The organism is Nonlabens sp. SY33080, assembly GCF_011784885.1.
Classification (GTDB): Bacteria; Bacteroidota; Bacteroidia; order Flavobacteriales; family Flavobacteriaceae; genus Nonlabens; species Nonlabens tegetincola.
On the sequence record NZ_CP050461.1, the window covers coordinates 219,443 to 244,587 of the forward strand.

Below are 25,145 nucleotides of genomic sequence, written 5' to 3' on the forward strand. Positions count from 1 at the left end.
AGGTCATTCTCCTAATGAACTAGTTTCTCCTCGATAAAGTAACGGCCGCTTTGGTTACCACTGCGCAATATCAACTCTCCTAGAAAACCTGCAATAAAAAATAACGTACCTAATAACATAACGGTAAGCGCAATAAAGAACCAAGGATTGTCAGTCACAAGATTATAGGGTAAATCATTGTATAATCGGTAAAGTTTTGAAATGCCTACATATCCTGCGATTACAAAACCAATTAAAAACATAACGATGCCTAAACTACCGAATAGGTGCATGGGGCGTTTTCCATACTTAGACAAGAAGCCAATGGTAATCAGGTCCAAAAAGCCATTGATGAATCTTTCATATCCAAATTTGGTACTACCATATTTTCTAGCTTGATGAACCACAACCTTTTCAGTAATATTCTTAAAACCGGCATTTGCAGCAAGAACGGGAATGTATCGGTGCATTTCACCGTGAACATCAACATTCTTTACCACTTCACGACGATAAGCCTTTAAACCGCAGTTAAAGTCATGCAAGGTTAATCCACTGGTTTTTCTTGCAGCCCAATTAAATAATTTACTAGGTAAGTTTTTGGCAATGACACTGTCATAACGTTTCTTTTTCCAACCACTTACTAAATCAAAACCTTGCTCTGTAATCATTTGGTACAATGCCGGGATTTCTTCAGGACTGTCCTGTAAATCGGCATCCATTGTAATGACCACTTCACCGTTTACAGCAGCAAATCCTGCGTGTAGAGCTTGTGATTTTCCATAGTTAGTGAGAAATTTAATGGCGTTTGTGTTGTTATGCTTTCGCGAAAGCGTACTAACCACATCCCAACTGTTATCAGTGCTACCGTCGTCAATAAACCAGATGTCATAGTTGAGATCTGTTTGTTCCAAGACGCGTAGAATCCATTGATGAAGTTCCTCTAAGGATTCCTCTTCATTTAAAAGAGGGATGACTATGGACAGTTGTTTACTCACGATTTAAACCTGTTGTGGGCGTTTTTTTCTTAAAATCAAACCTACGATTATTCCAGGAACCAGCAGTAGTAATATTTTCATGACTGTAGAAAGAGAGAACCCTTGAAAACTTAAATCCATTTTTTGCGGCTTTGGTATAGTCAATCCTGCTGCCTTACGCTCTTCATAAACTTTCATGGCAGCGTCCTGCACCGTGTTTTGTAATTCAGGATCTATTTGTGTGTAAATTAAATAAATGGTTGCTGATTCTGCAATGCAAATTAGTAAAATTGCCAAGAAAAAAGCTGCGACTGCTTCACGTGTTTGAATAAAACCTTTCTGACTGATTTTTGCGTGGATTTGCGCGCCAAAACCAAAGCCCAGTGGCCATAGTATATGTGCAAATACACTTATTAAGGGATTGAGAAAATTACCTGTTTTCCAGAATATAAGATAGGTGGTAACCATTACGATTGCTCCTATAATCCCGTAGGATAATCCTATCTTTTTAATTTGTGGAGGCAGCATGTATATTCATTTTATTTCAGACAAAGATAGTTACTGTACTTTTGTTATGTATAAGAGAAACTTGTTTAAAATAAGTTTCCATGTTTTAGCGCTTAGTAAGTAGTAGAAAAACTAAAAAATGCTGATATTTGCGTTTCAAGCAACATATTTTTTTAAAAGATGTTGTATTACAAATAAAAAAGTTTAAATTTGCACCCGCAAAAAGAACAAGTATAGTCATGCAAAAAGGAATACACCCAGATAATTATAGACTAGTAGCATTTAAAGATATGTCTAACGATGAGATCTTTATCACTAAGTCTACTGCAGATACTAAAGAAACTATTGAAGTGGATGGAAATGAGTATCCACTAATCAAATTAGAAATCTCTCGTACATCTCACCCGTTTTATACAGGTCAGAGCAAGCTTATCGATACTGCTGGTCGTATCGACAAGTTCAAGAACAAGTACGCAAAATTCAAAAAGAAATAAGGTTTACTTATTCAGAATATACAAACGCCTCGAGATTTCGAGGCGTTTTTTTATGCTTGTCTTTAAGCATTTTTGGTTGTCTTCTTTCTAGACGCTCTTTAATTATCCTTGACACCTTGTAAAATTTTATCGTGCAAGTTTGCATTACTTGCATCATCACAGTGTAATACTGAGATATCTCCTGTTGTTTCTAAAACTACCGCTACTACTTGATCTAGGTGGATAACATTAGCCTCTCTTAATTTTGCTATTAATTGATCTTCATGTACGTGGGCTTTTTTAAGATTGTCATAAAGAATTTCCTTTTCTTTCATTAACAGAATAGGTTGGTTTGAAATACTGCTTTTTATTTTGGAATTACGTTTTTGGATTATTGAAACAATTAAAGTAAGTAATAATAAGGCCGCTATTGCTGTAAAACCTTGAGCAACTGATGTCGATGAGGTTAAAGTAGAAGAAACAATACTACCTATCGCTACTGTGATGGCAAAGTCGTAAGTAGTAAATTTTGCAAATGATCTTAATCCTACAATTCGCGTTATTATAATAATCAAAATGAAGATTGCCACACTACTTACTATAGTTTCCCAAATAGGGTCGTCGCTTGAGTAAATAAAATCCATAAAACTGTCTTTTCTTTAAATGTAGTAGAATTCTGAAAAGGTGATAGACTACTTAAGGTAGAAATAACATTTCTATTTCTTTTTTCGCTGTTCCTCTTCAGTACGAGTCATTAACCAATAAATCACGTAAAAGATATTGAAAACTCCTGCTACAAATGCCCAGAACACACTTCTATTACGAGTCCAAGAACAAACCACGGCAAGTGAGGTGAATATGGCGGTTCCCATTGAAACTCCAGAAGCGGTAAGGGTTTCTTTAGAATCGTTGAGTATAATCAGAGTATTCATGTTTTTATTTCAAGAAAAGAAATTTTATCAATAGATATTCCTAAAACAAGTTTAAAAATATCTAAAATCAAAAACGCCTCGATTTCTCGAGGCGTTATAATAAAAAGTAGGGACTGATTACCCTAAATATGACTTAAGGATTTTACTTCTTGAGTTTTGTCTTAATCTCTTAATACCTTTTTCTTTAATCTGGCGCACGCGCTCACGAGTTAAGTCAAAAGTTTCACCTATTTCTTCAAGACTCATAGGTTGTTGATTTCCTATACCGAAGTAAAGGGAAATAACATCTGCCTCTTTTTGAGATAAGGTTTCAAGTGCACGCTTAATTTCTAACGTTAACGACTCGTGTAATAATTCCTTATCTGGATTAGGTGACTCACCACTGCGTACAACATCGTAAAGGTTTGATGTTTCTCCTTCTTTAAGCGGAGCATCCATGGATACGTGACGACCAGCGTTTTTAAGAGATTGCTTAACGTCGCTCACTGTCATGTCTAGCTCTTTTGCTAGTTCTTCAGGTGATGGTGGACGCTCGTGCAATTGCTCAAGGTGTGAAAATGCCTTATTAATCTTGTTAATAGAACCGATCTTGTTCAATGGTAGGCGCACGATACGTGACTGCTCTGCTAGTGCTTGTAAAATAGACTGACGGATCCACCATACTGCGTATGATATAAATTTAAATCCACGAGTCTCATCAAATCTTTTTGCAGCCTTTACGAGTCCGGCGTTTCCTTCATTAATTAGATCTGGCAACTTAAGCCCTTGATTCTGGTACTGTTTTGCTACAGAAACTACGAATCGTAAGTTTGCAGTAGTCAGTCTTTCTAGGGCTCTTTGATCACCTTTTTTAATGCGCTGAGCTAATTCTACTTCTTCCTCTGCGGTGATAAGATCAATTTTAGAGATGTCTTGTAGGTACTTATCCAGCGATTTAGACTCACGGTTTGTAACCTGCTTGGTGATTTTGAGTTGTCTCATGTAGTAATGAAAGATTTATAAGGGTTAAACAACTGACAGCTTTTGTCAGTCTTAGATAAATAGCAAAAATCATGCCGTTCACTTACTTGCTGACTAATCTTCAGCCTAGTAATGGTGTGACTTTTACACAATTTAATTAGTCGTAAAACATCCGATTTTATTACACCTAGTGTTTAATTTTTTCACAGAATTATTCCTTAATTATCTACACTTCTATATTTCAAACGATTGAGAGGTGTTATAATTAATTTAATAAATGCATTAAAAGAAAGATTGTAGTCCATAAAATAACTCTCAACCAATTCTTTCTAGTTAATTTAATACATGTATCCTTTTTATCTGGATGTAAATCAATTTTCTTGTGTAATGGAACGTAAATGACCATTGTTGTCACCCAAGTAAGGATAACTAGTGCAAAATAGATCGCATTAACAAAAGAAAGATCGTTCCAAACTAAATAAATGCTGATAACCAATTGAATAATCATCATAGGAGCAACTATAAAGGTTATGTTGCGTGTGTAGATCTTATGCCATTTTGATAAGGATTCACTAGTAAAGTACTCAAAGCTGGGATAAATTAATAATTGAACCATCCAAATAAGTACTACTAATCCAAAATCGATTGCAAGTTGTAAGTTTTCTATCATTTTATAGTTCTTATTTTATAAGCCCAGTAGATTAAAAATGGATGGATAATGACAAGTCTTAACCAACCTATCCAATTGGGTAAACAAAATGATCCCGCACATCCTTCATTTTGAATGAAGTATATATGAGCAGGGATGAATGCTACTAGCATTATAATGGTGATTTGAGAAGCTAGTTTTCGCGACTGCAAAGGAAGTGGAATCCATATGAGAACTGCTACCAATATTTCTAGTGTTCCTGATATATAATTAATTGCGGATGGGTAGGGTAAATAAGAAGGAATCACTGTGTGGTATACTTCAGGAAATATAAAATGAAAAACCCCAGCTATTCCATAAAAAATTGAAAATAGATATAGCGACAACTTTTTCATCAGATTAATTTCCATTTATAATCCGTATGTACCTTTTTGAGTATGAGATAAAATGGTATCCACCAAATAAAGTCATTTGTAATTAAGGTATAAATAAATTCAAAAGGTACTGTATCTTGTAGATAGTTAAATACGAATCCAATCGGGCCAAAAATTTTACCTAAAAATCCAACGGCAACTATGGGCCAATGTTTCATTGGGTTGTAGCTAGCCCACCAATAACCTAGACCATAAACGCCTATCACCATTCCCATTCCTTGCCATACCATTGGATGATTAAGTGGTTGCATTCCTACTAACTCAAAAAAATGATTAGGAAAAAGTACTACCCATGAACCCCAAAGGATATTGTAAATTGCTGCTAATCGTAAGGTAAGCTTCATTGTTTATTCTCTTAGTACGATCTGTTTAGTCAAGCTTACTCATTTGTAAATTATCGCACCAGGTCCTTACGATATAAACGTCTTCTTTTATGCAAAACTGGATCGTAATTCTTCCATAAAGATTGAACAGCAATATTATCTTCTAATTCTGGATTTGTTTCACAAAAGGTGATCCCATTATCCATGAAAGTTTTTGCTACATTTCTGAATATTAATGCAGTTACTCCTTTTCCTTGATATTCAGGATCAATACCAATTAGATAAAATGCGGCACGGTTATTTTTTCGTTTAGCTCTAAGTAAATGTATAAATCCGAATGGTAATAATTTACCTTTGGCTTTCTGTAAAGCTTTAGAAAATGAAGGCATTGTTATAGCAAATGCTACTAATTTGCCATTGCTGTCTACTACACATTTAATAAAATCTGGATTTATAAAAGGTAGGTATTTTTCTTTATATAAATCTATTTGATATTGCTGGATAGGCACATAGGTTACCAATGACGAATAAGTTTTATTCAATAATTCGAACATCTCGTCTACATAGGGTAAAATATCCTTTGTCGATTTAAATTCTAGAGGTTTAAGGCCGTAACGTTGCATGATGATATCAGCAAACTTGTTGAATTTTTCGGGAACTGGATTGGGTGGAGTGAATTTGAATTCGATCCAGTCCGCACTTTTTTTGAATCCTAACATCTCCATGTGTTCCTTGTAATAAGGATGATTGTACCATGTTATCATGGTGCCTAATTCTTCAAACCCTTCTACCAGCATTCCTGCCTTGTCCATGTTAGAGAAGCCAACAGGCCCTTCTATAAATTCTAGATTTTTTTTGTGGCCTATTTTTTCGACTGCATTTATTAACGCTTTTGTAACTTCAATGTCATCAATCATATCCAGCCAACCATACCTCATTTTAGGTTTTTTCTGATCATTAATCTCAATATAATTAATGATACCAGCGATACGACCTACAATTTGTCCATTTTTATAAGCAAGAAATAACCAGCAATCAGCGTTCTTGAAAACCTGATTTTTCTCTGGATCAAAGTTTGCCATTTCGTCTTTGACGATTGGTGGTATGTAGTAGGGATTGTTCTTGTATAATTCCAATTGGAATTGAACGAATTTTTTAATGTCTTTCTTTGAAGAAATCTGTTTAACTTCTATCATATTCTTATCCTCTTCCGTCTGGGTTTTGGTCTTCTTCTAGATTAAGCTTGTTTTCTTTTTTTTTCTTTTTGCGTTTGTTCCCACCTTGTGAACCGGATTGTTTTATCTCAGGATCTTTGTGAAAGTCGATTCTATAGGACATTCCTAAATTTACTTGGAACACGGTAGGTGTATCTTTAAAGTTTACAGTCACACTACTATCGACCTGCCAGTCTTTATTAATCAAGTAAGTAGCACCGCCACGTGCTAGATCGTCACTATAGAAATCTGATTTAAAACCTTGATATTCTCCAAAAAACGCCCATTTGTTGTTGATACTATGTGTCATGGTAATGATCCATTGCCATGAAGGAAAATCAGTTCCTAGACGATCTACTCCAAAATTGGTAACTAAAACCCATCGGCCCCAATTGTTTTGCGTGATTAATTCAATTCTGGGAGAGAAGGTAGGGTCGTTGGGTGGAGTAAGTAAATTATTATCGCTCAAGTCAATATTGGCGCCAGCATATATAGCTAGTGCAGGAATTAGATCTTTCCAATTCAAACGATTATTGGCATGATAGCTATAAAGATTGATTTTCTTTTCACCAAATACACGTTTAGGATCAAAAAACATATACTTTGCACCCAAAGTACTTCTAGAAAAGTTATTAAAACTGAATTGAGAATTTCCAAATCCGGTTATTTGAGTTTGTTCCACACTAGCAAATCTTCCTATATACGAGAATTCTAGTTCTTCAAAAAAGGCACCGTATCGTAATTGAAAATTTAAACCATAATAGTCACGTTCATAACGTTGAATTACATGTTCTTCAGTACGATAAAATACATTTGCTTCGACTTGCGCTACTCCAGTACCCAAAGCATAAGCACCTTGAGAAAGACCGGGATTATTTGTGTTTATTGTTTCCGTATATTGCGCTTGTGATAGAAAAGGTGTAACAAAAAGCGCCGTAATTATACTTATTCTATAAATAATTGCGTTCATGGATTAATATCTATGAGCCAAATTTAAGATTTATTAAATACTATCTATCTACTGATATTTTATTTTTGATAGAAACATTTCGTTTTAACTCTAATGAAGACATTTTTAATCATCCTTATGGTCTTAATAGCCTTAAGGATTTTATTTAAGATATTCCGTAAACCTATACTAGCCTGGCTGGGTAAAAAAGCGATGCAACGTTTTCAAAAATCTTTTGAAAAAAGAGCAGGTTTTAACAATCCATATTCGGCTACCAATAAGTCAGAAAACGCATACCAAACACCTGATAAATCATTTAAAAAAGCTCGCTCCAAAGAAAAGAAAAAGGTCGGTGAGTACGTCGACTTTGAGGAAATTGATTAATTTCCCACCATTAACCATATAACCTTCTTCATGAAGCTTGATTTTAAAAAAATCTGGCCGCACTTTATCGCTATCGCGATTTTTTTAATTGCAGCCTTAGCTTACTTCAGTCCTGTTCTAAGCGGTAAAAAATTATACCAAAACGATATTGTTCAATATAAAGGTAATGCCAGTCAGTTACTGGATTATAGAGCACAAGGTGAGGATATTTATTGGACCGATTCCGCTTTTGGTGGTATGCCTACTTATCAGTTAGGAGCAAGATACGATTACGATTTTTTTGATACTATTGATAGGACCATAAGGTTCCTGCCACGTCCGGCAGATTACCTCTTTCTCTACTTAATTTCCTTTTACATTTTAATGCTGGTAATGCGCATACCATGGAAAATAGGGATCATAGGAGCACTCGCATTTGGATTCTCCACCTATCTTATTATAATATTAGGCGTTGGTCACAATGCCAAAGCCCATGCGATAGGCTATTTCCCACTTGTCCTATCAGGAATTTTACTAGTCTTTCAAAAACGCTATTTATGGGGTTTTTTGCTCACCGCACTGGCGATGGGACTAGAGTTACAGGCTAACCATCCACAGATGACCTATTACCTAGGGCTTTCAATGGTAATTTTAGGAATTGCTTATTTTATTGATGCAATTAGAAAAGGCTTATTGCTTCATTTCTTTAAGAGCACAGGTATACTGGTAGTAGCAGTTTTATTGGCATTTGGTACAAACAGTGCAAATCTCATGGCAACCAGTGAATATTCTAAGGAAAGTACACGTGGACCATCTTCTATTTCTATTAATGCTCAAGGCGAAAGCGTGGAACCACAACAAGCTTTACCTTACGATTATATCACAGAGTACAGTTATGGTTTAAGTGAAAGCTTAAATCTTATCATTCCAAGTTTTGCCGGTGGTGGTAGTGGAACAACTCCAGATGCTGACTCAAGAAGTATGAACTATCTTTTGGGGCAAGGAATACCAGCAAATTATGCCCAAGAGTTTCTTAATACTAATGTAAGTACTTATTGGGGAGCACAGCCTATAGTTGAAGCGCCTGCCTATATAGGAGTAAGCGTGGTTTTTCTTGCTGTTATAGCTTTATTTCTAATTAAAGGAAGATTGAAATGGTGGACATTAGGGTCTATCCTTTTAGCATTATTACTTTCCTATGGAGATAACTTCTCGTTTTTGACTAAATTCTTTATCCAGTACGTACCATTTTATGATAAATTCAGAGCAGTTACATCCATACAGGTCATTATAGAATTCTTAGTGCCTGTTCTCGCCGCGGTTGGATTATATCATATATTCAATGACAAGACACTAGCTGTTAAACGTAAAAAAGCATTACTCTTTGCTACAGCAGGGTTTGGTGGTTTTTTGTTGATACTAATTCTACTTGGCGGTAAACTATTTGATTTTGCTGGTCCGTCAGATGGATATTTTGCTCAAAATGAACAACTAGGAACCTTATTTGTAGAAGCCCTTAGAAAAGATAGACTTAATATGATGCGAGCTGATGCTATCAAAGCGCTTGTTAGTATTTTAATAATAGCTGCTATAATTTACACGGCACTCGAGAAAAAAGTTACAGAAAAGGTTGCTTTGATTGTTTGTGCCTTGGTGATACTAATTGATTTAGTAAGTTTTGACTTACAATATGTGAATGAAGAGGACTATGTCTCTGCAAGAGAATATGATAACGCATTACCCTACACACAAGCTGATGCTCAAATACAACAAGATCAAGGGCATTTTAAGGTATATGATTTACTGATGAGCCCTTTGACTAGTGCTCGCGCATCAAAATTTCATAAAGCTTTGGGTGGTTATCACGGCGCTAAACCTAGAAGATTTTATGATTTGCACAGGTTTTATTTTGAAGATGAAAATACGAGACCTATTGGAGTAACCGCGCAAAACATTCAATTGTTGAGTATGCTAAATGCTAGGTACGTGATCGATCAAGACAGTACAGGAGTATTGGCCCAGCGCAATCCACTAAATTTAGGTCCTGCTTGGTTTGTAAAGGATTTAAAAGTAGTTGAAAATCAAAATGAAGAAATACTACAGCTTAAAAATCTGGATGGAGATAATCACGCCTACATCACTAAAGACCAATATGAAAAGTTAGGCAGTCCTATTATAAAATTAGACTCTGCCGCTACCGTTAAATTGACTTCATATCATCCAGAGAAATTAACCTATACTACTCAATCTAATGAAGATGGTGTAGTGCTGTTTTCAGAAATGTATTATCCGCATGGATGGCAAGCAACTGTTGATGGTAAAACAGTTCCTATAGTTAGAGCTAACTATGCTCTAAGAGCCATTGCTGTTCCTGCAGGAAAACATGAAGTAACAATGAAATTTGAACCTGAAGTTGTTGCAACAGGAACTAAAATTATGCTGGCAAGTAATGCGCTACTATTACTGTTATTTATCGGTGGATTGTTTTATGAATTTCGCAAGAGTAAATAATGAATAAATCCTTAATTCTGGTTACGTATTACTGGCCACCTGCTGGTGGTCCAGGAGTGCAGCGCTGGCTTAAATTCATAAAATATCTATCGCATTACAACTATGATATAACTGTTGTCATACCTGAGAATCCAGATTATCCTGTAGTTGATTCTTCATTGAATAGCGATGTTCCAGAAAACATATCTATTATAAAAGTTCCAATAGCGGAACCTAGTAGGTGGTTGGGTAAGCTTTCGCGAAAGCGTACTAAAAAATTACAACGTGGTATACTTGATAAACAACCATCCTGGAAGGAAAAAATCGCTTTATTTATAAGAGGTAATTTCTTTATACCAGACGCAAGAATTGGTTGGAAAAATCGCGTTGTGAAGGAACTAAGAGATAGAGTCAATGATTCCAGTATTATCATTACAACCGGACCGCCGCACTCTGTTCATTTGGTTGGATTAGAGCTCCAGAGGATGTTGTCACAGTTAAAGTGGATAGCAGATTTTAGGGACCCATGGACCACAATAGGTTATCACAAATCACTACGACTTACTCGTATTGCAAGACGTAAACACGAATCCTTAGAACAAAAGGTACTGGATGCTTGTGATCATTTGTTAGTCACTAGTGAACATACTAAACAAGAGTTTGTAACGAAAACTCACACACCTATACGAGTAATTACCAATGGATTTGATAGGGCTGTAAACTCAATGACTAAGCAGCCGCCTGGTGTATTTACAATGTCTCATATAGGGACCTTGCTTTCTGATCGTAATCCACATGTGTTATGGCAAGTTCTATTAGAATTGACTCAAGAAAACGAGTTGTTTAAATCTCATTTCAAGCTAGTACTTGCAGGAAATGTAAGTGATGAAATATTAAAAAGTATTAAGGATTATAACCTGGATCCTTATCTTGAAAACCATGGTTATGTTAAACATGATGTGGCATACAGCCTAATGAAGGCAACTCAGTTACTATTACTTATTGAAATAGATTCTAAGGACACACAAGCCATAGTACCTGGTAAGTTATTTGAATACTTGGCTAGTAGAAGACCTATAATTGCCCTTGGACCTTCTAATGCCGAAATTAAAACTAGGGTAGAGAAGGCAAAAGCTGGTTCTTTTTTCACCTATGATGCTAAACAAGATCTTAAAAACTATATTCTTTCCAGATTCAATGATTATTTAGAAAATAAGAATATTGGGATTGATGCAACTGATATCGAGCAGTTCCATCGTAAGAATCTTACGCATAGTTTGAATCAATTGGTAAATGAGGTATGGGAATAGTAATTAAACATAGCGCGTGGAATTTTGGCATCACAGGAGCTGGTTTTTTACTAGGAGCTGTTAATGTATTATTACTAGCCACTACTTATTTAGATGACGAATATTATGGATTATGGGGTTATGTGTTATCCATGGCATTCCTGCTATTTCCACTTATGTCTTTTGGGATTCACAACACAATCGTAAAAAACTTTGCTCATTTTAAAACTAAAAAGGAGAAAGATACTTTTCTTACACAAATGCTCTTCTGGCCATTATTAATAATTATACCTTTCTTTGTTTTGCTATACTTTAATCAAGACCAAGCAAGGCTTTTCATTTCTAGAGAAAATCAGATAACGGGTGATTTTCTTTGGACGATTCCTTTAATAGCTGTTTTTCAAGGTTACTTCGAAATTTTTTATGCTTGGTCCAAAGTACATATGAAGACAATAGGTGGCAATTTCCTTAAAGAAGTTTTTTATAGGTTGTCTGCAACAGTAATGCTTATTCTTGTAGCAACCCAAATCATTACGCAAGTTCAATTTATCTATAGTCTAGTTCTTATTTATGCTTTGAGAGCTTTTCTCATGAAGATTGTGGCTTATAGAATTTATTACCCAAAATGGCGTTGGGGAAAATTACTAGCTACTAAGGAACTAATTACTTATTCCTTATTTATGATTATAGCTGGATCGGTAGGGACGGCCATGCTAGATTTAGATAAAGGAATGCTCAATCAATTTAATGAAATTGAGAATATTGCCTATTATAACGTCGCGATTTTTATTGCTGCGGTTATAGCAGTGCCTGCTCGAGGAATGGCGCAAGTTTTACATCCACTAGTTGCTAGTTATTATGCTGCTAACAACACCATAGATTTAGAGAAATTATATAAACGTAGTTCTCTTAACTTAAGCATCGTATCTGGTTTTTTGCTTTTAATAATTGTTTGTAATGTAAATGAGTTTTACAAACTACTGGAACCTGAATTTAGCATTGCGATACCGGTAGTGTACTTGATAAGTTTGGTTAAATTTTCTGAATCACTTTTAGGAAGTAATAATGCTATATTATACAATACTAATCTATATAGAGTGACACTTTGGATGGGTTTGTGTTTGGTACTAGTCGCCGTAGGTTTAAACATTTGGCTTATTCCCATTTATGGATTGGTAGGTGCTGCCATTGCAACATGTGTTGCCTACTTGAGTTATTCTCTTGCAAAAGTCCTTTACGTTTATCACAGACTTTACATTCATCCCTGGACGCCACAAACCTGGAAATCACTACTGATAGTGATTGTTGGGGTACTTCTATTTGTGTTTTGGGATTTTAGTTTAAATGTATATCTCAACATAGCACTTAAAAGCATTTTAATCACAGCTTATTACATACTAGCTATTTTAAAAGGTAAGGTGAGCTATGAACTTACTGGTTTATACCAAAAGTATAGAATAAAAAAAACTGCCTGATTGCTCAGGCAGTTACAACTTCACTATTTTTTATTTAAGATCTGCCGCCACTACGAGATCTAGAAGAACTAGTATTATTTGATCTTTTTGATCTACTGGAGTTAGTGCTCTTTACTCTCGAATTTCCTCTTGTGCTTCTTGCACTAGTTGGTCTACTAGATCTGTTAGAACTTGTTGCTCTAGTGGATCTATTAGATCTTGCAGGAGCTACTCGATTAGTTCGTGTACTTCTAGAGTTTGCGATTCGATCGTTGGACCTGTTTGATCCTGAATTATTCGTGATTCTGGCAGTTCTATTTGATCTAGATTCTACTCTGGAATTTCTATTAGTTGTACCTAAGGTTGTATTTCTTGAGCTACGAGTTGATCGTGTTGCTCTTTCATTAGACCTACTAGAACTACGTCCTGTAATGGCAGTATTTCTATTATTATTTGAACTACGAGTAGCATTACTGCGTCGTGTTGATGAGGTAGCAGTACGATTTACGGTTGTTCTTCCTCTTGAAATTGCAGCTCTTTCGTTACGACCTCGGTTGTTTGAAGCTATTGCGCGACCACGAGAATCTCTACGACCTCTTTCAAAGCTTCTTAATCGTACACGATCGTTAGGTCTATAAAAGTTACGTCTCACATTATTACGTACAAAGCAACCGTTATAATAATTAGGGCTTCTCCAGTAAGTACGGTGGTAGTTCCAAGAAAATCTAATAGGATTATAATACAATCTGTAAGGATTGTTCCATACAATACATCTATCAACTATTGGAATAGCATAAAACCTGTGCCATGGCCTATAAACATAAACGCGATTAAAAGGATTAATAAAGCCAGCTGTTCTTACAATAACTCCTGGACGATTATAGAACACAGATAAGCTTCCTACACGGTTTACCCATCCATTACGGTAATTTATAAATACATCGCCTGCCTGTATAATTCTACCATAGCCATCATAATAAATAGGAACACTTTCTACTTGTATTACCGCTCCGTAATTATCATATTGTACATAACGGTCGTAGTCATAACCCGTATTAAAGGATATATTAATATTAGGCGTGTTTATATTGACGCTAGATTGAGGACCGTAGTCTAAAAAATTGAAGTCAAATTGTCCATCTGGGAACACAGCAAATTCAATGCCTCCTTCAACAAAAATAATTCTATCATCAAAGTTGTAACTACGATGATCTTCTAGTTTTTCGGCTTGGCTTACACCTGATCCTACTAATAATAGTAGTAAAGTAATGAGCTTGTTCATAGTTGTAAGTTTAGATGTAGGACTTCATTGTCAACTACAATTAAGTAATATCAACCAGCGTGCCAAAATAACCTAACAGCCTTGCTAGGTCAATTGATTAAGTGGGTATTGCGCTGAAATCTAGTCACTTGTGTTTAAGCCTTCATCTCCATTCCACACCTTACGATTTGGATTGGTATGTTTTTTTATAATTTTTTGTGAATCCAAATTGGATGCGATAGAGTTTTTGATGCCATAAAGGATATCACTTGCACGCTTTCGCGAAAGCTTATCATCAACAATCGGTTTTGGATAAGATTCACCTAGTTTAAATTCATAAAAAGCCTCATCCATGGAAGTCATTTTCCAAGGTTCATGGATAAATCCAATAGGTAAATTTTTCAATTCTGGAACCCATTTTTTAATAAAGGTTGCATTTGGATCATGGTCTAAACTGTTCTTGATAGGATTGTAGATTCTAATAATATTGATGCCTGTTACTCCAGCTTGCATTTGTAATTGAGGAAAATGAATTCCAGGTTCAAAATCTAAAAAATGTTGAGCGAGATGTGGGCTCGCATTTTGCCAAGGTTGCCATAGATGAAAAACAAAAAAACTGGTAAGCATGGCTCGCAGTCTAAAATTGATAAATCCCGTATCTATAAGACATCTCATGGCAGCATCTACCAGTGGATAGCCTGTTTGACCAGTTTTCCATGCCCTTACTAATCTTTCATCTGTTTCCTTACCTAAATTTCTATAAGCGGGATGAAGACTACGCCATTGCATTTGAAATTCCATTTCAAATTTCTGGATGAAGTGAGCCTGCCATCTTAATCTTGAAAGAAATGAATTAAGATTACGTAAGTCCTTAATAGTATTTTTTTTACTTGCAGCAGTTTGAACTACCATACGCATACTTAGGTTACCCCAAGCTATGTATGGACTTAACCTACTACTGTGTAATCTGCTGGTCAATGGTTTTGAATAGTTTTTATTGTAGCCTGTTATACGATCCTTTAAAAAGGAATTAAAATATTTCAAACCGGTGGTCGTTCCACCTTTTTGAATATTAACACGTTCCTTATAGGTTAAACTGAAAGTATTGAAATGGTTGCTCAATTGGGAAACACTATCTTTATGTACTACCATAGAATTATTAAATACAGGATGTTTTAGATCATCATTCATGTATTCAATCCATTGATCTTTCCAGGTTTTTCTATTTGATATACCTCTTATTACTCCATTAGAGATAGATTCATTCCACCGAATACCTTTATCTTTTAATAATTTACCTACTTGTATATCTCGCTCATATGTACTGTAAATTCCAGTTTCTTGATGTGAGTAAACGGTGGTAATATTAAATAAACTAGATAGCTTATTAAAAGTTAAACTAGCATCATCTTTAATACATAATATCCTAGTATTATAGTTATAAAGGGTACGGTTTAAATCTTCAAGACTTTGTTTTATAAAAGTAAAATGACGTTCACTGTAATGAACGTCATTCAATATTATTGGTTCCAAAATATACAGCAGTAGGGTAGGGACATCTTCTTGAAGTGCAATTTTTAAAGGCAGATGATCTTGTAAACGAAGATCCCGCTTAAACCACACGATATTAATCTTATCAAGCTTCAATTGTTAGGATACAGCTTCTTTATAGGTTTTAAGACAACGTTCTCTAGCTTCTTTGTGATCTACCATCATGTCTGGATATTTATCAGTATCGTGTTCAGGTACCCATTCATTGATATACTCTCGTTGTTTATCAAATTTATCCTTTTGTGTTATTGGGTTGAATATTCTAAAGTAAGGAGCAGCATCTACACCGCTACCAGCAGCCCATTGCCAATTACCTACATTTGAACTCATTTCATAATCCAATAATTTTTCGGCAAAATAGGTCTCGCCCCAGCGCCAGTCTATTAATAGATGTTTACACAAGAAACTTGCCACAAGCATGCGAACTCTATTATGCATATATCCAGTAGCATTAAGTTCTCTCATTCCTGCGTCAACTAATTTATATCCTGTTTGACCGTTTTTCCATTTTTCAAATTCATCTTCATTATTGCGCCATTCGATACGGTCGTACTTTGATTTAAACGCTTCGTCTTTAGTATGTGGAAAATGATACAAAATTTGCATGAAGAACTCTCTCCAAATAAGCTCTGATAAAAATGTTTTGTTCTCTACATGATCTGCATTTGCTACCATTTTTCTCACACTCACCATTCCAAATCTTAAATAAGGACCTAACCTAGATGTACCGTAGTGCTTAGCAGGGAAATTACGAGTAGATTCATATTCAGATAATACTTTTTTAGTCACTCTATAGTCGGTAACATCGATACTAGATTTTTTAAATCCCATATCTGCCAGGCTCACATTAGGTAATCTACTATGCTCGATACAGTTTTTTAAATAATATCCAGTGTTGTATGTGGTGATGTCTTTACCTTGTCCTACGTCTTTTCTAAATTGTTCTAACCATTTGTTTTTATATGGAGTGTAAACCACATAGGGATCACCATCTGCTTTAACCACTTCATCCTTTTCATATATAACTTGATCCTTGAACGTGTTAAATTCAATATTTTTATTACTCAGGAGCTTTTGAACTTTTTCATCACGCTCTTTGGCATAGGGTTCGTAATCGCGGTTAGTATAAACAGCATTAACATCAAAATCCTTCAGCAATTCATTCCAAGCACTTTCCGGATCATCGTATAAAATTGCTATCGAGCTACCATGCTTTTCTTGAAGCTCATCACGCATACCTTGTAATTGTTCAAAAATGAAAGTCACTCTGGCATCGTCTTCAGGTAATTTTTCAAGAATGTTTTTGTCAAAAATAAAGATGGGTAAAACAGGTAGATCGCCCTTCAAAGCCTCAGTAAAACCAGCGTTGTCATCTAGTCTTAAATCCCTGCGAAACCAAAATACATTTACCTTACGAGACATTAATTACCTAAATTTAAAGTGGATTTTCCGCCGTCAACTCCTATTACTTGACCTGTGATCCAACCATTATTTTGTTCTAGTAAAAATTTAGTTATACTGGCAATATCATCAGCAGTTCCTACTCTTTTCAAAGGATGTAAATCACCCATTTTCTCTTTTTTTGCATCGTTGTTTAATAACCTGCCAGCAAGCGGTGTGTCAACGAGAGATGGTGCTACGACATTAACTCTTACGGTAGGAGCATATTCTGCAGCAAGAGCTTTAGCATATCCTTCTATAGCGCCTTTTGCGGCAGCTACACTTGTGTGAAAAGGCATTCCTGTTCCTACTGCTACGGTCGAAAAGTAAACAATACTGCTGTTACCATCTTTAGTTAATAGTGGAAGAACGGTTCTAGTAACTTTAAGAAGTGAAAAGAAATTTATATTCATATCATCTTCAAAATGTTCTTGTTTAAGCATTTTAAATGGCTTAAGGTTGATACTGCCGGGACAATACACAAATCCGTCTAGACTTTCTGGTAGTTGACTTACATCAAGCTCGTCTGTAGTAGCGTCAAATGATATATGTATGACATCGTCTGGTAAATTCTCATTTTCTCTAGATGCTACAAATAGATTATGGTCTTGATGCATGTGTTGTACAATGGCATTTCCTATTCCATGGCTTCCGCCTATTAATAATATATTTTTTGACATGTTAATTTAATATTTGATGTTTACTTACGGATTTGTTCTCAGGTGCGGTTGTTTCTTTGAAGGAACCAAAATGGTTAATGAGTGCGCTTTCGCGAAAGCGGAATATCTCTTCAAGCTTTTTCTTTACCAATGGAGCTCCTAATTTTCCTAAAATTCCCAATGGTAATCGGTAATGTATAAGATCCTCCATCAAAGTACCACCTGGTATTTCTTTAATGAAATGTACATGGTGCCAGGTAGCATATGGACCATACATTTGTTCATCAACAAAAAATTTTTTGTGTTCTACTTGAGTAATGTGTGTAACCCAATTAGTTCTATAGAAAGGAAGTGGTTTTACTGAATACTCTATAAGCTGCCCAGGATACATACCGCGATCAGTCCCGTATAGAACTTTCATTTGTAATTCTGGTGGAGTGAGTAACTTTAAATTATTGGCATCGGTAAGGAATTCCCATGCCTGATCCAAAGTTATCGGTAGTTTTTGTGTAGCGTGATGCTGATATAATTTCAAAATATTTGTTTAAGTTATAAAATTAATACTTAAACAAAAATAGTTTTGAAAAAGGTTGTTAAATTTTAAAGTTGATCTTGATTAGAATAGATTGCTTACTTCTTCTCTCACAAAACTTAGCGCTGTAGAACTAGGAGATCGTTTGTCCATAAGATCGTTGAGTAACGCACTACGCAACTCTGCCGCCGATGAATTTTTTTCTTTGAGAGCTACTTGTCTTATTTGTTGAATGGTTGTGTTTTTTGCAGCCCTTATGATATTCCAGCATTCTTCACTCACATAAATTTGCATAGCAATATTGTGTTCAAATTCTTGCTCAATGGTATTAACCAGTAACTGCTCGTAATCACTTTTTGATAGATTACCAGGTTTTGTGCGTACAACGATATTGGCTGGTTTAATACGTTCTAGAAAAAGGGTCATTCTTTCATAGGCACTCATGCGAGTAGGTAACGTTTTTCCTTGCGACTCTCTAACGGTTAAAAACCTGCGACGGCGTTCTTCATTTTTCATAAATGAAGCGATAGATATGTATGCTACAAATCCTACTATGGCAGCTGGTAATAAAGATAAAAAGACCTGTGGAAGAATGTTGTCCATTGATGTTGTTTTAGTTTCAAAATAGTTCAGGCGAATTTAAAATAAATAACGCACTTGTAGTCCAGTAATTGTATTCTATTAACCAGATATCTTTATCAAAATTGATTTGATCAAGAACCTATTTGAAAGTATTTATTTGCCTCCTAAATAGGGACAATTTTCCATTTTTGATAAACCGATATAATCTACTGGAGTCTTTCTGTATCTATAGGTGTGTTCTAAAGTTTGTGTGAGATTCATATCACCCAATGAAATATCAACATCTTCCATGTTAAATTGACAAGGATGCTCATATCCTGAAGCATGGGTAATTTCTAGTAGTTCTTTATTAAACTTAGTAAAGTAACTTGCCAGTCGATCTGCCTTTTCAGGAACCACTATCCCACGTTGTAACCATTTGTTTTGAGTTGCAATTCCTGTAGGACAGGTGTTGTTATGACATGCCTGTGCTTGTATACATCCTATTGCAATCATCGCTTCACGTGCTACGTTAATCACATCGGCACCCATTGAGAATGCCATAGCTGCTTTTGCCGGAAATCCTAATTTACCACTTGCAATAAAGACGATGTCATTTGCCATGCCTCGTTTATTAAAGACTTGATATAGATCTGCAAACCCATGCACCCATGGAAGTGAAACATGATCTGCAAAACTAGGAGGCGCCGCTCCAGTACCACCTTCACCGCCATCTACAGTTATAAAATCGGGTCCTTTTCCTGTAGCTTGCATGATGTCTGCAAGTTGTTCCCATTGAGCAAGCTTACCGATGGCTGCTTTTATACCAACTGGTAGTCCGGTTTCTCGGGCGATATCCTCAACAAATTCAATTAAACCTTCAATACCGTCAAAGGCACTGTGAGTAGGCGGAGATAATACATCTTTACCCATAGGTACATTACGTATCTCACTTATTTCCTTACTTATCTTTGATCCAGGAAGCACACCGCCTTTTCCAGGTTTGGCTCCTTGTGATAGCTTGACCTCGATTGCACGTATTTGTGGGTTGTCTGCGACTAATTTTTTCAAATGTTCCATGGAAAAATTACCTTCTTTATCACGTACACCGAAATATCCAGTTCCAAAATGGAAGACTACATCGGCTCCTCTTTTATGATAGGGAGAAAGGCCACCTTCACCAGTGTTGTGATATGCATTAACTTTTTTTGCACCTTGATTCATGGCGTCAACTGCTTTGGCGCTAAGAGATCCATAACTCATGGCACTGATGTTTATAACACTTGCTGGTCTATATGGTCTTTTTCTATTTTTTGAAGCACCTATGACCTTAGCACAAGGAACGAATTCTGGTTTGCGTTTGGAAATATGATCCTCTTCAACTTTAAAAGGCATCATTGCATTATTAACGAATATGTATTGATGAGAGTGTATATCTCGATCAGTACCGAATCCTTCATAGTTGTTTTCGTTTTTTGCACTAGCATAAATCCAACCTCTTTCAATTCGATTAAAGGGTAGTTCTTCTCTATTATTTGCCACTATGTACTGCCTTAATTCTGGACCTATACTTTCTAGCCAGTAGCGTATGTGACCTACCACCGGAAAATTACGTAGTATAATATGCTTGCGATTGAATAAATCGTAAAGCGCTACTAGGATAATAAATACAACTAGGTACCAATACCACGCTAATTCAGATAAAAAATTAATTACATTTTCCATATTGAAGTATTAAAGGCCTAAAAGTACAATGATTACTATAAAATAAACATGCAAAACTTGGAGCTTGTGATATTCTAAGATTATATAGTGCTCATAGATTAAAGTAACGTTAATTTGTATGCTGTTTCTAAACGATTGTTTAGTTTTGTATTCAACTTTGTTTAAAATGCCAAGAATTAAAGAATATAACGAAAGTGATGTGCTAGAGAAGGCGATGAATCTTTTTTGGCGTAATGGTTTTGAAACTACCTCGATGCATATGCTGGAGAAGGAAATGGGAATCAATAAATTTTCCATTTATTCAAGCTTTGGCAGTAAACAAGGTCTTTTGTTAGCCAGTATTAAATGTTATCAAGAACAATTGAACAGCTTGTTAATTGAAATAGAAAAAGGAAAGAATGGAAAGCAAGCGATTAAAAATTACTTCTATAAATTCCTTTCATTTTCACAAAGAGGTAACAACAAAAATGGTTGTTTGATTACCAATACAAAAAACGAATTAGGAGATAAGGCTGCTCCAGAAATAAAGAATGCTTTGGTAAACTTTACCTTAGGAGTGAAAGACATTTTTGCCAATGCGTTAAGTAAGGATAGTTCAAGAACAGTCGAAACAATTAATCAACAATCAGATTATTTATTGATTGCTATGTTTGGTTTGTCCAGTGCCTCAAGAGTTTTTGATAGAGATCAATTAGAAAATTACATCGAACAAATATTTAATTCAATATAAATTTTTTTAATCTATAACTAACCGATTAGTTAGTTATAAAAATTGCAAATTATGAATACAAGTCAAAAATCAGAAATCTTAAAAATTCACACAATCGAAAGTGCTCCAGAGAAGAGTAAGGCTCTTCTTGAAAAGTCGCAAAAAGCTTATGGATACGTTCCAAATTTACATGGCGTACTAGCTGAATCACCTAATCTTTTAGAAGCATATCAAAATCTACATGAACTTTTTGCTTCATCATCATTCAATGATGAAGAGTTAACTGTGGTATGGCAAACGATCAATGTAGAGCATGAATGTCATTACTGTGTTCCAGCTCATACAGCAATAGCAAAAGCAATGAAAGTTGATGATGAAATCATTGAAGCCCTACGTAATGAATCTGAATTGCCATCTGCTAAATTGGAAACTTTACGCGATACAACTCTTGCAATTGTAAGAAACAGAGGTTTTATAAATGAAAAAACCTTACAAGATTTTTATGCAGCAGGATATAATCAAAAGAACTTACTGGATATAATCTTAGGTTTATCCCAAAAAGTGATTAGTAATTATACTAATCACATTGCAGAAACCAAGCTAGATGAAGGTTTTGCAAAATTTGATTGGAAAAAAAATAAGTAAGCCTATTTTAAGTAGGTACACATTGTTGTGTGCCTACTTAAATTTTATCTAGATTATGACTAACAGAAGAAACTTTATTAAAAATTTGAGTATGATAGGAGCATCATCAATGATGCTACCTAGCTCGATAAACTCAGCCCCAAACTGGAATCCTATGAAAACCGAAAATTTAGAACGACCTAAGGTGTTGTTTTTTGATGTTAATGAAACATTACTGGATTTGACACAAATGAAAACGCAGGTTGGTAAAGCTTTAAATGGAAGAGACGATCTTTTGTCCTTATGGTTCACTACAATGTTACAATACTCCTTAGTAACAACAGCGAGTGGTCAGTATGAACATTTTGGTTACATAGGCGCTGCAGCCTTACAAATGGTAGCAAAAAATAATGGGATTGATATTACCGAATCTCAAGCGCGTGAAGTAATAGTTGAAGCTTTAAGAGGTTTACCTGCACATCCTGATGTAAAAAATGCTTTAGCAGATTTAAAAAATGATGGTTACAAATTAGTATCATTTACTAATTCCTCGAACGCAGGAGTTAAAAAACAATTTGAAAGCGCTGGACTCACTGATTTCTTTGACGAAAGGTTAAGTGTAGAAGATATTGGAAAATTCAAACCATTCAGAGAGACGTATGAATGGGGAGCGAGGAAGATGGGAATAAAGCCAAATGAGGCGATGCTGGTTGCAGCTCATGGATGGGATGTTGCTGGTGCACTTTGGGCTGGATGGCGTGCTGCATTCATTAGTAGACCTGGGAAACAGATTTTTCCTTTAGCACCAAAAACAGAAATTAATGAAACAGATCTTCAAAAAGTTGCTGATATCCTAGTTACTTATAAATAAATAATTTCGTCCTTTCATATAATTCGATTTTATATGGTAGGGCAAAATTTCATCACTCCGTTTTTTTAGGATTATACATTACAATTAGTTGTATCACAATAGCAAGGACAACTAGAATACAAATTTCTAATTGAGTAAAAAATTCGACAGTGTCTAGAGCTTTTTTGCTTATTGACATTTGTTTTCCACCTTCGTCCAACTGTACTTTAGACAAATCACTCAAATTAGATTTAAGATTATCAATTTTTGCTAGAATCTCATTCTTATTTAAGAGATTCATGGAGGTATTCTTGTTTTCTAGAGTCATTAAATCTGCCAGGTTGCTTTTCAAATTTTTATAAATTTTGGATTCTTTTTTGGTGAGCTTCGTTTCATCGTACCTGGCAAGTAAAGACTCTATATGTTGATTTACTCTAGAATTCTGATTTTTGTAAAACAAACTATCTCTTAAAACGATAGCAACCTCTTTTTCATGTATGGATTGCTGCAATTCAAAAATCAAATCGCTTGCTATTATTCTATCTTCATAAATAGTAACCACCGAATCACGAACACGTGTAAAGTTGTTCTTATCAATTAGATTAGTTGCGATGATTAAAACGAAAACAATAAGTATACCTAGAATCCACTTTAATTTGTTGTATAAAGACATAATAACACTATTCTTAGTTAGCAAGTTTTAAAGTAAATATACTAAATTGAGTACTTTAAATGGATATTAAAATCATTCAAATTCGTTCATTAATTCTTTAACTAGATTTGCCACTTGATTGTGTTTTTCTTGTTTAATAAGATGTTTTGGTGGTGACTTTCTTACGTCACAATCTGTGATACTACAACGTTCACAAGTTACACCTACTTTATAGGAGTTTAAAGAAGGGTCTTTAATAAATTTGATTTTTCTTTCTAGACTTTTATCTATAAACATACCTATTGTGATACTGCGGTAATGACCATCCTTAAAAGGATCTTTGGTGGCCGACGATAGAATTAAGTATTTCACATCTGGTTCTGGAAACTCTGAAATTTGAATATCCATTTCATGTTCCTTATTTGATGAGGTAATTTTTTTAAATACTTTTATGGAAGCCCACCTTCTACAATAGTGTTCATCTGTTTCATTGGCCCTAGGAGAATGTTGATGAGCAAGGTGAAGTTCTTTTTTAAGCCAATAATCATCTGTACCTACTTGATGTGTATGTCTAAGAAAAAATAAATTTTTAATTCCGAAAGATGCTGGTAAAATATTCGTTAGCCTTTGGTAAAAGGATTCAGGAGATGCGTTAAAACTATTTATGAGTTGTAAAAAGGCAGATTTATCAAAAGTGTCCTTTTCAAATATTGCTTTTAGCTTGATATCAAGAATTTGCTTGCTTAAAATAAGAGCACCTGCCACATAGGACGCGTAAAAATTATTTAAAACAGGATCAAAAGAATCAAAACTAAGCCATGGGAACGTATTGACACGCTGTTCAATTTTAAGATGTTGGTAGGCTAACTCCTTTGCATATATGAAAGTGCGTTGTGATTCATCCACTTCATGGTGTACAAGTAGTGTTTTACTTTTTGGTACAAAAACGGATCTTAAGTTTTCTAAACCATGTTGATGTCCTAACGCCTCTGCATTAATCTTATAATGATACTCTTCGATTAAAATTTCTTTTAAATCTTCTGATTTGATCGACGAAGACAAATTTATTTGAAACCTATTTGCTATTGCTGTTGCTTCATCCTCAAGATGTTTAAAATAGTTATAATTGGCCTCTTGGTAGGATCTCAATGAAGCTAAGTAAAAACTCTCTTTGCTAAAATTATAATGTTGGGCTATTTCAATGATTGTGCTTATAAAAGCACTTACCTTATCAGGAGCGTTGGAAACGAGTTCTATAAGGTGTCGCTCCTTAATTCCAAAAAGTTCCAAAGGAATTTCCTTAAATACATTAGACTCTAATAATCGACCTATAGGTGCAAGTTTTTTATCTAATTTAAGAGATACTAGTTGATCATAAGGAACTTCTAATTTTTCGGCAAGCAGCACAATTTTATCCGGTTTAGGGTACTTTTTACCGTTTTCTATCTCATTTAAATAAGATTTTGAAAGTCCGCTCAATTTAGATAATCCATAAAGAGATAAATCCTTATCATTCCTTATTTGACGTAGCTTAAGCCCAAAAATCAATTTGATATAATCTTCCTTCATATTTCAAAAATAATCATTTTGA

27 protein-coding genes are annotated in these 25,145 nt (G+C 35.0%); 8 read left to right on the forward strand and 19 right to left on the reverse strand.

Features of this window, described 5'->3' with window-relative positions; all coding sequences use genetic code 11:
- Positions 1–11: 11 nt before the first annotated feature.
- Both HCN53_RS01020 and HCN53_RS01025 read right to left on the reverse strand, forming a co-directional pair.
- Positions 12–974 (reverse strand): glycosyltransferase family 2 protein, encoded by a 963-nt coding sequence (locus tag HCN53_RS01020; RefSeq protein ID WP_167341709.1) that lies wholly within the window; start codon positions 972–974, stop codon positions 12–14.
- Positions 975–977: 3 nt separating this feature from the next.
- On the reverse strand, positions 978–1,481 hold the full coding sequence (locus HCN53_RS01025; protein WP_042278198.1) for a DUF4199 domain-containing protein: 504 nt from the start codon (positions 1,479–1,481) through the stop codon (positions 978–980).
- 218 nt (positions 1,482–1,699) lie between these two features.
- Here HCN53_RS01025 and HCN53_RS01030 point away from each other — a divergent pair, with 218 nt between their 5' ends.
- Positions 1,700–1,954 (forward strand): type B 50S ribosomal protein L31, encoded by a 255-nt coding sequence (locus HCN53_RS01030; protein ID WP_042278201.1) that lies wholly within the window; start codon positions 1,700–1,702, stop codon positions 1,952–1,954.
- A 98-nt stretch (positions 1,955–2,052) separates the two neighbouring features.
- Here HCN53_RS01030 and HCN53_RS01035 read toward each other — a convergent pair whose 3' ends face one another.
- The 8 genes from HCN53_RS01035 to HCN53_RS01070 form a co-directional block, all read right to left on the reverse strand.
- Positions 2,053–2,577 (reverse strand): DUF421 domain-containing protein, encoded by a 525-nt coding sequence (locus tag HCN53_RS01035; RefSeq protein ID WP_167341710.1) that lies wholly within the window; start codon positions 2,575–2,577, stop codon positions 2,053–2,055.
- A gap of 72 nt (positions 2,578–2,649) precedes the next feature.
- Positions 2,650–2,865, reverse strand: coding sequence for a hypothetical protein (locus tag HCN53_RS01040; RefSeq protein WP_167341589.1), 216 nt, complete (start codon positions 2,863–2,865; stop codon positions 2,650–2,652).
- A gap of 117 nt (positions 2,866–2,982) precedes the next feature.
- Complete coding sequence (locus HCN53_RS01045) at positions 2,983–3,846, reverse strand: RNA polymerase sigma factor RpoD/SigA (RefSeq protein ID WP_042278208.1); 864 nt, start codon at positions 3,844–3,846, stop codon at positions 2,983–2,985.
- A gap of 244 nt (positions 3,847–4,090) precedes the next feature.
- Entirely contained in the window at positions 4,091–4,495 is a 405-nt protein-coding gene (locus tag HCN53_RS01050) for a hypothetical protein (RefSeq protein ID WP_167341711.1), read from the reverse strand.
- Positions 4,492–4,869 carry a hypothetical protein gene (locus HCN53_RS01055; protein WP_240919371.1) on the reverse strand — a complete coding sequence of 126 codons (378 nt, stop codon included), beginning with the start codon at positions 4,867–4,869 and terminating at the stop codon, positions 4,492–4,494. The genes HCN53_RS01050 and HCN53_RS01055 overlap by 4 nt, the downstream gene beginning before the upstream one ends.
- Positions 4,869–5,252 carry an alkyl hydroperoxide reductase gene (locus HCN53_RS01060; protein ID WP_167341713.1) on the reverse strand — a complete coding sequence of 128 codons (384 nt, stop codon included), beginning with the start codon at positions 5,250–5,252 and terminating at the stop codon, positions 4,869–4,871. The genes HCN53_RS01055 and HCN53_RS01060 overlap by 1 nt, the downstream gene beginning before the upstream one ends.
- A 50-nt stretch (positions 5,253–5,302) precedes the next feature.
- The gene (locus HCN53_RS01065; protein ID WP_167341714.1) at positions 5,303–6,427 is read right to left on the reverse strand and encodes a GNAT family N-acetyltransferase; all 1,125 of its coding nucleotides are present in this window, start codon (positions 6,425–6,427) and stop codon (positions 5,303–5,305) included.
- A gap of 4 nt (positions 6,428–6,431) precedes the next feature.
- Positions 6,432–7,415: a transporter gene (locus HCN53_RS01070; RefSeq protein WP_167341715.1), complete on the reverse strand. Its 984-nt coding sequence runs from the start codon at positions 7,413–7,415 to the stop codon at positions 6,432–6,434.
- A gap of 93 nt (positions 7,416–7,508) precedes the next feature.
- Between HCN53_RS01070 and HCN53_RS01075 the strand changes: the two genes are divergently transcribed.
- From HCN53_RS01075 to HCN53_RS01090, 4 genes are read left to right on the forward strand one after another with little or no spacing between them, the layout of a single operon-like run.
- Positions 7,509–7,778: a DUF4834 family protein gene (locus HCN53_RS01075; protein WP_105018677.1), complete on the forward strand. Its 270-nt coding sequence runs from the start codon at positions 7,509–7,511 to the stop codon at positions 7,776–7,778.
- 30 nt (positions 7,779–7,808) lie between these two features.
- The gene (locus HCN53_RS01080) at positions 7,809–10,268 is read left to right on the forward strand and encodes a YfhO family protein (RefSeq protein ID WP_167341716.1); all 2,460 of its coding nucleotides are present in this window, start codon (positions 7,809–7,811) and stop codon (positions 10,266–10,268) included.
- Positions 10,268–11,557 (forward strand): glycosyltransferase family 4 protein, encoded by a 1,290-nt coding sequence (locus HCN53_RS01085; RefSeq protein WP_167341717.1) that lies wholly within the window; start codon positions 10,268–10,270, stop codon positions 11,555–11,557. Before HCN53_RS01080 ends, HCN53_RS01085 begins: the two co-directional genes overlap by 1 nt.
- Positions 11,548–13,011: a lipopolysaccharide biosynthesis protein gene (locus HCN53_RS01090; protein ID WP_167341718.1), complete on the forward strand. Its 1,464-nt coding sequence runs from the start codon at positions 11,548–11,550 to the stop codon at positions 13,009–13,011. Before HCN53_RS01085 ends, HCN53_RS01090 begins: the two co-directional genes overlap by 10 nt.
- Positions 13,012–13,045: 34 nt before the next feature.
- Here the strand turns inward: HCN53_RS01090 and HCN53_RS01095 are convergent, their stop codons facing one another.
- From HCN53_RS01095 to HCN53_RS01125, 7 genes are all read right to left on the reverse strand, one after another.
- Positions 13,046–14,272, reverse strand: a complete 1,227-nt coding sequence (locus HCN53_RS01095; RefSeq protein WP_167341719.1) for a hypothetical protein — start codon at positions 14,270–14,272, stop codon at positions 13,046–13,048.
- Positions 14,273–14,392: 120 nt separating this feature from the next.
- A complete protein-coding gene (locus HCN53_RS01100; RefSeq protein WP_240919372.1) occupies positions 14,393–15,874 on the reverse strand; it encodes a cryptochrome/deoxyribodipyrimidine photo-lyase family protein in 1,482 nt (493 codons plus the stop codon).
- Positions 15,875–15,901: 27 nt separating this feature from the next.
- A complete protein-coding gene (locus tag HCN53_RS01105) occupies positions 15,902–17,224 on the reverse strand; it encodes a cryptochrome/photolyase family protein (protein WP_167341720.1) in 1,323 nt (440 codons plus the stop codon).
- Entirely contained in the window at positions 17,224–17,922 is a 699-nt protein-coding gene (locus HCN53_RS01110) for an SDR family NAD(P)-dependent oxidoreductase (protein ID WP_167341721.1), read from the reverse strand. Before HCN53_RS01110 ends, HCN53_RS01105 begins: the two co-directional genes overlap by 1 nt.
- A 1-nt stretch (position 17,923) precedes the next feature.
- A complete protein-coding gene (locus HCN53_RS01115; RefSeq protein ID WP_085774408.1) occupies positions 17,924–18,436 on the reverse strand; it encodes an SRPBCC family protein in 513 nt (170 codons plus the stop codon).
- Positions 18,437–18,517: 81 nt separating this feature from the next.
- Positions 18,518–19,036, reverse strand: a complete 519-nt coding sequence (locus HCN53_RS01120; RefSeq protein ID WP_042278246.1) for a hypothetical protein — start codon at positions 19,034–19,036, stop codon at positions 18,518–18,520.
- A gap of 132 nt (positions 19,037–19,168) precedes the next feature.
- Positions 19,169–20,719 (reverse strand): FMN-binding glutamate synthase family protein, encoded by a 1,551-nt coding sequence (locus HCN53_RS01125; protein WP_167341722.1) that lies wholly within the window; start codon positions 20,717–20,719, stop codon positions 19,169–19,171.
- A 166-nt stretch (positions 20,720–20,885) separates the two neighbouring features.
- Between HCN53_RS01125 and HCN53_RS01130 the strand changes: the two genes are divergently transcribed.
- From HCN53_RS01130 to HCN53_RS01140, 3 genes are all read left to right on the forward strand, one after another.
- Positions 20,886–21,449 carry a TetR/AcrR family transcriptional regulator gene (locus HCN53_RS01130; RefSeq protein WP_042278250.1) on the forward strand — a complete coding sequence of 188 codons (564 nt, stop codon included), beginning with the start codon at positions 20,886–20,888 and terminating at the stop codon, positions 21,447–21,449.
- A gap of 51 nt (positions 21,450–21,500) precedes the next feature.
- The gene (locus tag HCN53_RS01135) at positions 21,501–22,073 is read left to right on the forward strand and encodes a carboxymuconolactone decarboxylase family protein (protein ID WP_167341723.1); all 573 of its coding nucleotides are present in this window, start codon (positions 21,501–21,503) and stop codon (positions 22,071–22,073) included.
- Between the two features lie 91 nt (positions 22,074–22,164).
- Complete coding sequence (locus HCN53_RS01140; protein ID WP_240919373.1) at positions 22,165–22,923, forward strand: haloacid dehalogenase type II; 759 nt, start codon at positions 22,165–22,167, stop codon at positions 22,921–22,923.
- Between the two features lie 52 nt (positions 22,924–22,975).
- Here the strand turns inward: HCN53_RS01140 and HCN53_RS01145 are convergent, their stop codons facing one another.
- Together HCN53_RS01145 and HCN53_RS01150 are read right to left on the reverse strand one after the other, a co-directional pair.
- Positions 22,976–23,575 carry an MCP four helix bundle domain-containing protein gene (locus HCN53_RS01145; RefSeq protein WP_167341725.1) on the reverse strand — a complete coding sequence of 200 codons (600 nt, stop codon included), beginning with the start codon at positions 23,573–23,575 and terminating at the stop codon, positions 22,976–22,978.
- 72 nt (positions 23,576–23,647) lie between these two features.
- Complete coding sequence (locus HCN53_RS01150) at positions 23,648–25,123, reverse strand: helix-turn-helix domain-containing protein (protein WP_167341726.1); 1,476 nt, start codon at positions 25,121–25,123, stop codon at positions 23,648–23,650.
- Positions 25,124–25,145 lie beyond the last annotated feature (22 nt).

Bases quoted from the DNA above. Each gene is read 5' to 3' on its own strand.
- HCN53_RS01055 (WP_240919371.1), bottom strand. From the start codon at position 4,869: ATGAAAAAGTTGTCGCTATATCTATTTTCAATTTTTTATGGAATAGCT.
- HCN53_RS01030 (WP_042278201.1), top strand. From the start codon at position 1,700: ATGCAAAAAGGAATACACCCAGATAATTATAGACTAGTAGCATTTAAA.
- HCN53_RS01140 (WP_240919373.1), top strand. From the start codon at position 22,165: ATGATAGGAGCATCATCAATGATGCTACCTAGCTCGATAAACTCAGCC.
- HCN53_RS01075 (WP_105018677.1), top strand. From the start codon at position 7,509: ATGAAGACATTTTTAATCATCCTTATGGTCTTAATAGCCTTAAGGATT.
- HCN53_RS01035 (WP_167341710.1), bottom strand. From the start codon at position 2,577: ATGGATTTTATTTACTCAAGCGACGACCCTATTTGGGAAACTATAGTA.
- HCN53_RS01040 (WP_167341589.1), bottom strand. From the start codon at position 2,865: ATGAATACTCTGATTATACTCAACGATTCTAAAGAAACCCTTACCGCT.
- HCN53_RS01105 (WP_167341720.1), bottom strand. From the start codon at position 17,224: ATGTCTCGTAAGGTAAATGTATTTTGGTTTCGCAGGGATTTAAGACTA.
- HCN53_RS01145 (WP_167341725.1), bottom strand. From the start codon at position 23,575: ATGTCTTTATACAACAAATTAAAGTGGATTCTAGGTATACTTATTGTT.
- HCN53_RS01080 (WP_167341716.1), top strand. From the start codon at position 7,809: ATGAAGCTTGATTTTAAAAAAATCTGGCCGCACTTTATCGCTATCGCG.
- HCN53_RS01050 (WP_167341711.1), bottom strand. From the start codon at position 4,495: ATGATAGAAAACTTACAACTTGCAATCGATTTTGGATTAGTAGTACTT.
- HCN53_RS01025 (WP_042278198.1), bottom strand. From the start codon at position 1,481: ATGCTGCCTCCACAAATTAAAAAGATAGGATTATCCTACGGGATTATA.
- HCN53_RS01060 (WP_167341713.1), bottom strand. From the start codon at position 5,252: ATGAAGCTTACCTTACGATTAGCAGCAATTTACAATATCCTTTGGGGT.
- HCN53_RS01090 (WP_167341718.1), top strand. From the start codon at position 11,548: ATGGGAATAGTAATTAAACATAGCGCGTGGAATTTTGGCATCACAGGA.
- HCN53_RS01130 (WP_042278250.1), top strand. From the start codon at position 20,886: ATGCCAAGAATTAAAGAATATAACGAAAGTGATGTGCTAGAGAAGGCG.
- HCN53_RS01070 (WP_167341715.1), bottom strand. From the start codon at position 7,415: ATGAACGCAATTATTTATAGAATAAGTATAATTACGGCGCTTTTTGTT.
- HCN53_RS01120 (WP_042278246.1), bottom strand. From the start codon at position 19,036: ATGGACAACATTCTTCCACAGGTCTTTTTATCTTTATTACCAGCTGCC.
- HCN53_RS01065 (WP_167341714.1), bottom strand. From the start codon at position 6,427: ATGATAGAAGTTAAACAGATTTCTTCAAAGAAAGACATTAAAAAATTC.
- HCN53_RS01150 (WP_167341726.1), bottom strand. From the start codon at position 25,123: ATGAAGGAAGATTATATCAAATTGATTTTTGGGCTTAAGCTACGTCAA.
- HCN53_RS01085 (WP_167341717.1), top strand. From the start codon at position 10,268: ATGAATAAATCCTTAATTCTGGTTACGTATTACTGGCCACCTGCTGGT.
- HCN53_RS01135 (WP_167341723.1), top strand. From the start codon at position 21,501: ATGAATACAAGTCAAAAATCAGAAATCTTAAAAATTCACACAATCGAA.
- HCN53_RS01045 (WP_042278208.1), bottom strand. From the start codon at position 3,846: ATGAGACAACTCAAAATCACCAAGCAGGTTACAAACCGTGAGTCTAAA.
- HCN53_RS01095 (WP_167341719.1), bottom strand. From the start codon at position 14,272: ATGAACAAGCTCATTACTTTACTACTATTATTAGTAGGATCAGGTGTA.
- HCN53_RS01110 (WP_167341721.1), bottom strand. From the start codon at position 17,922: ATGTCAAAAAATATATTATTAATAGGCGGAAGCCATGGAATAGGAAAT.
- HCN53_RS01125 (WP_167341722.1), bottom strand. From the start codon at position 20,719: ATGGAAAATGTAATTAATTTTTTATCTGAATTAGCGTGGTATTGGTAC.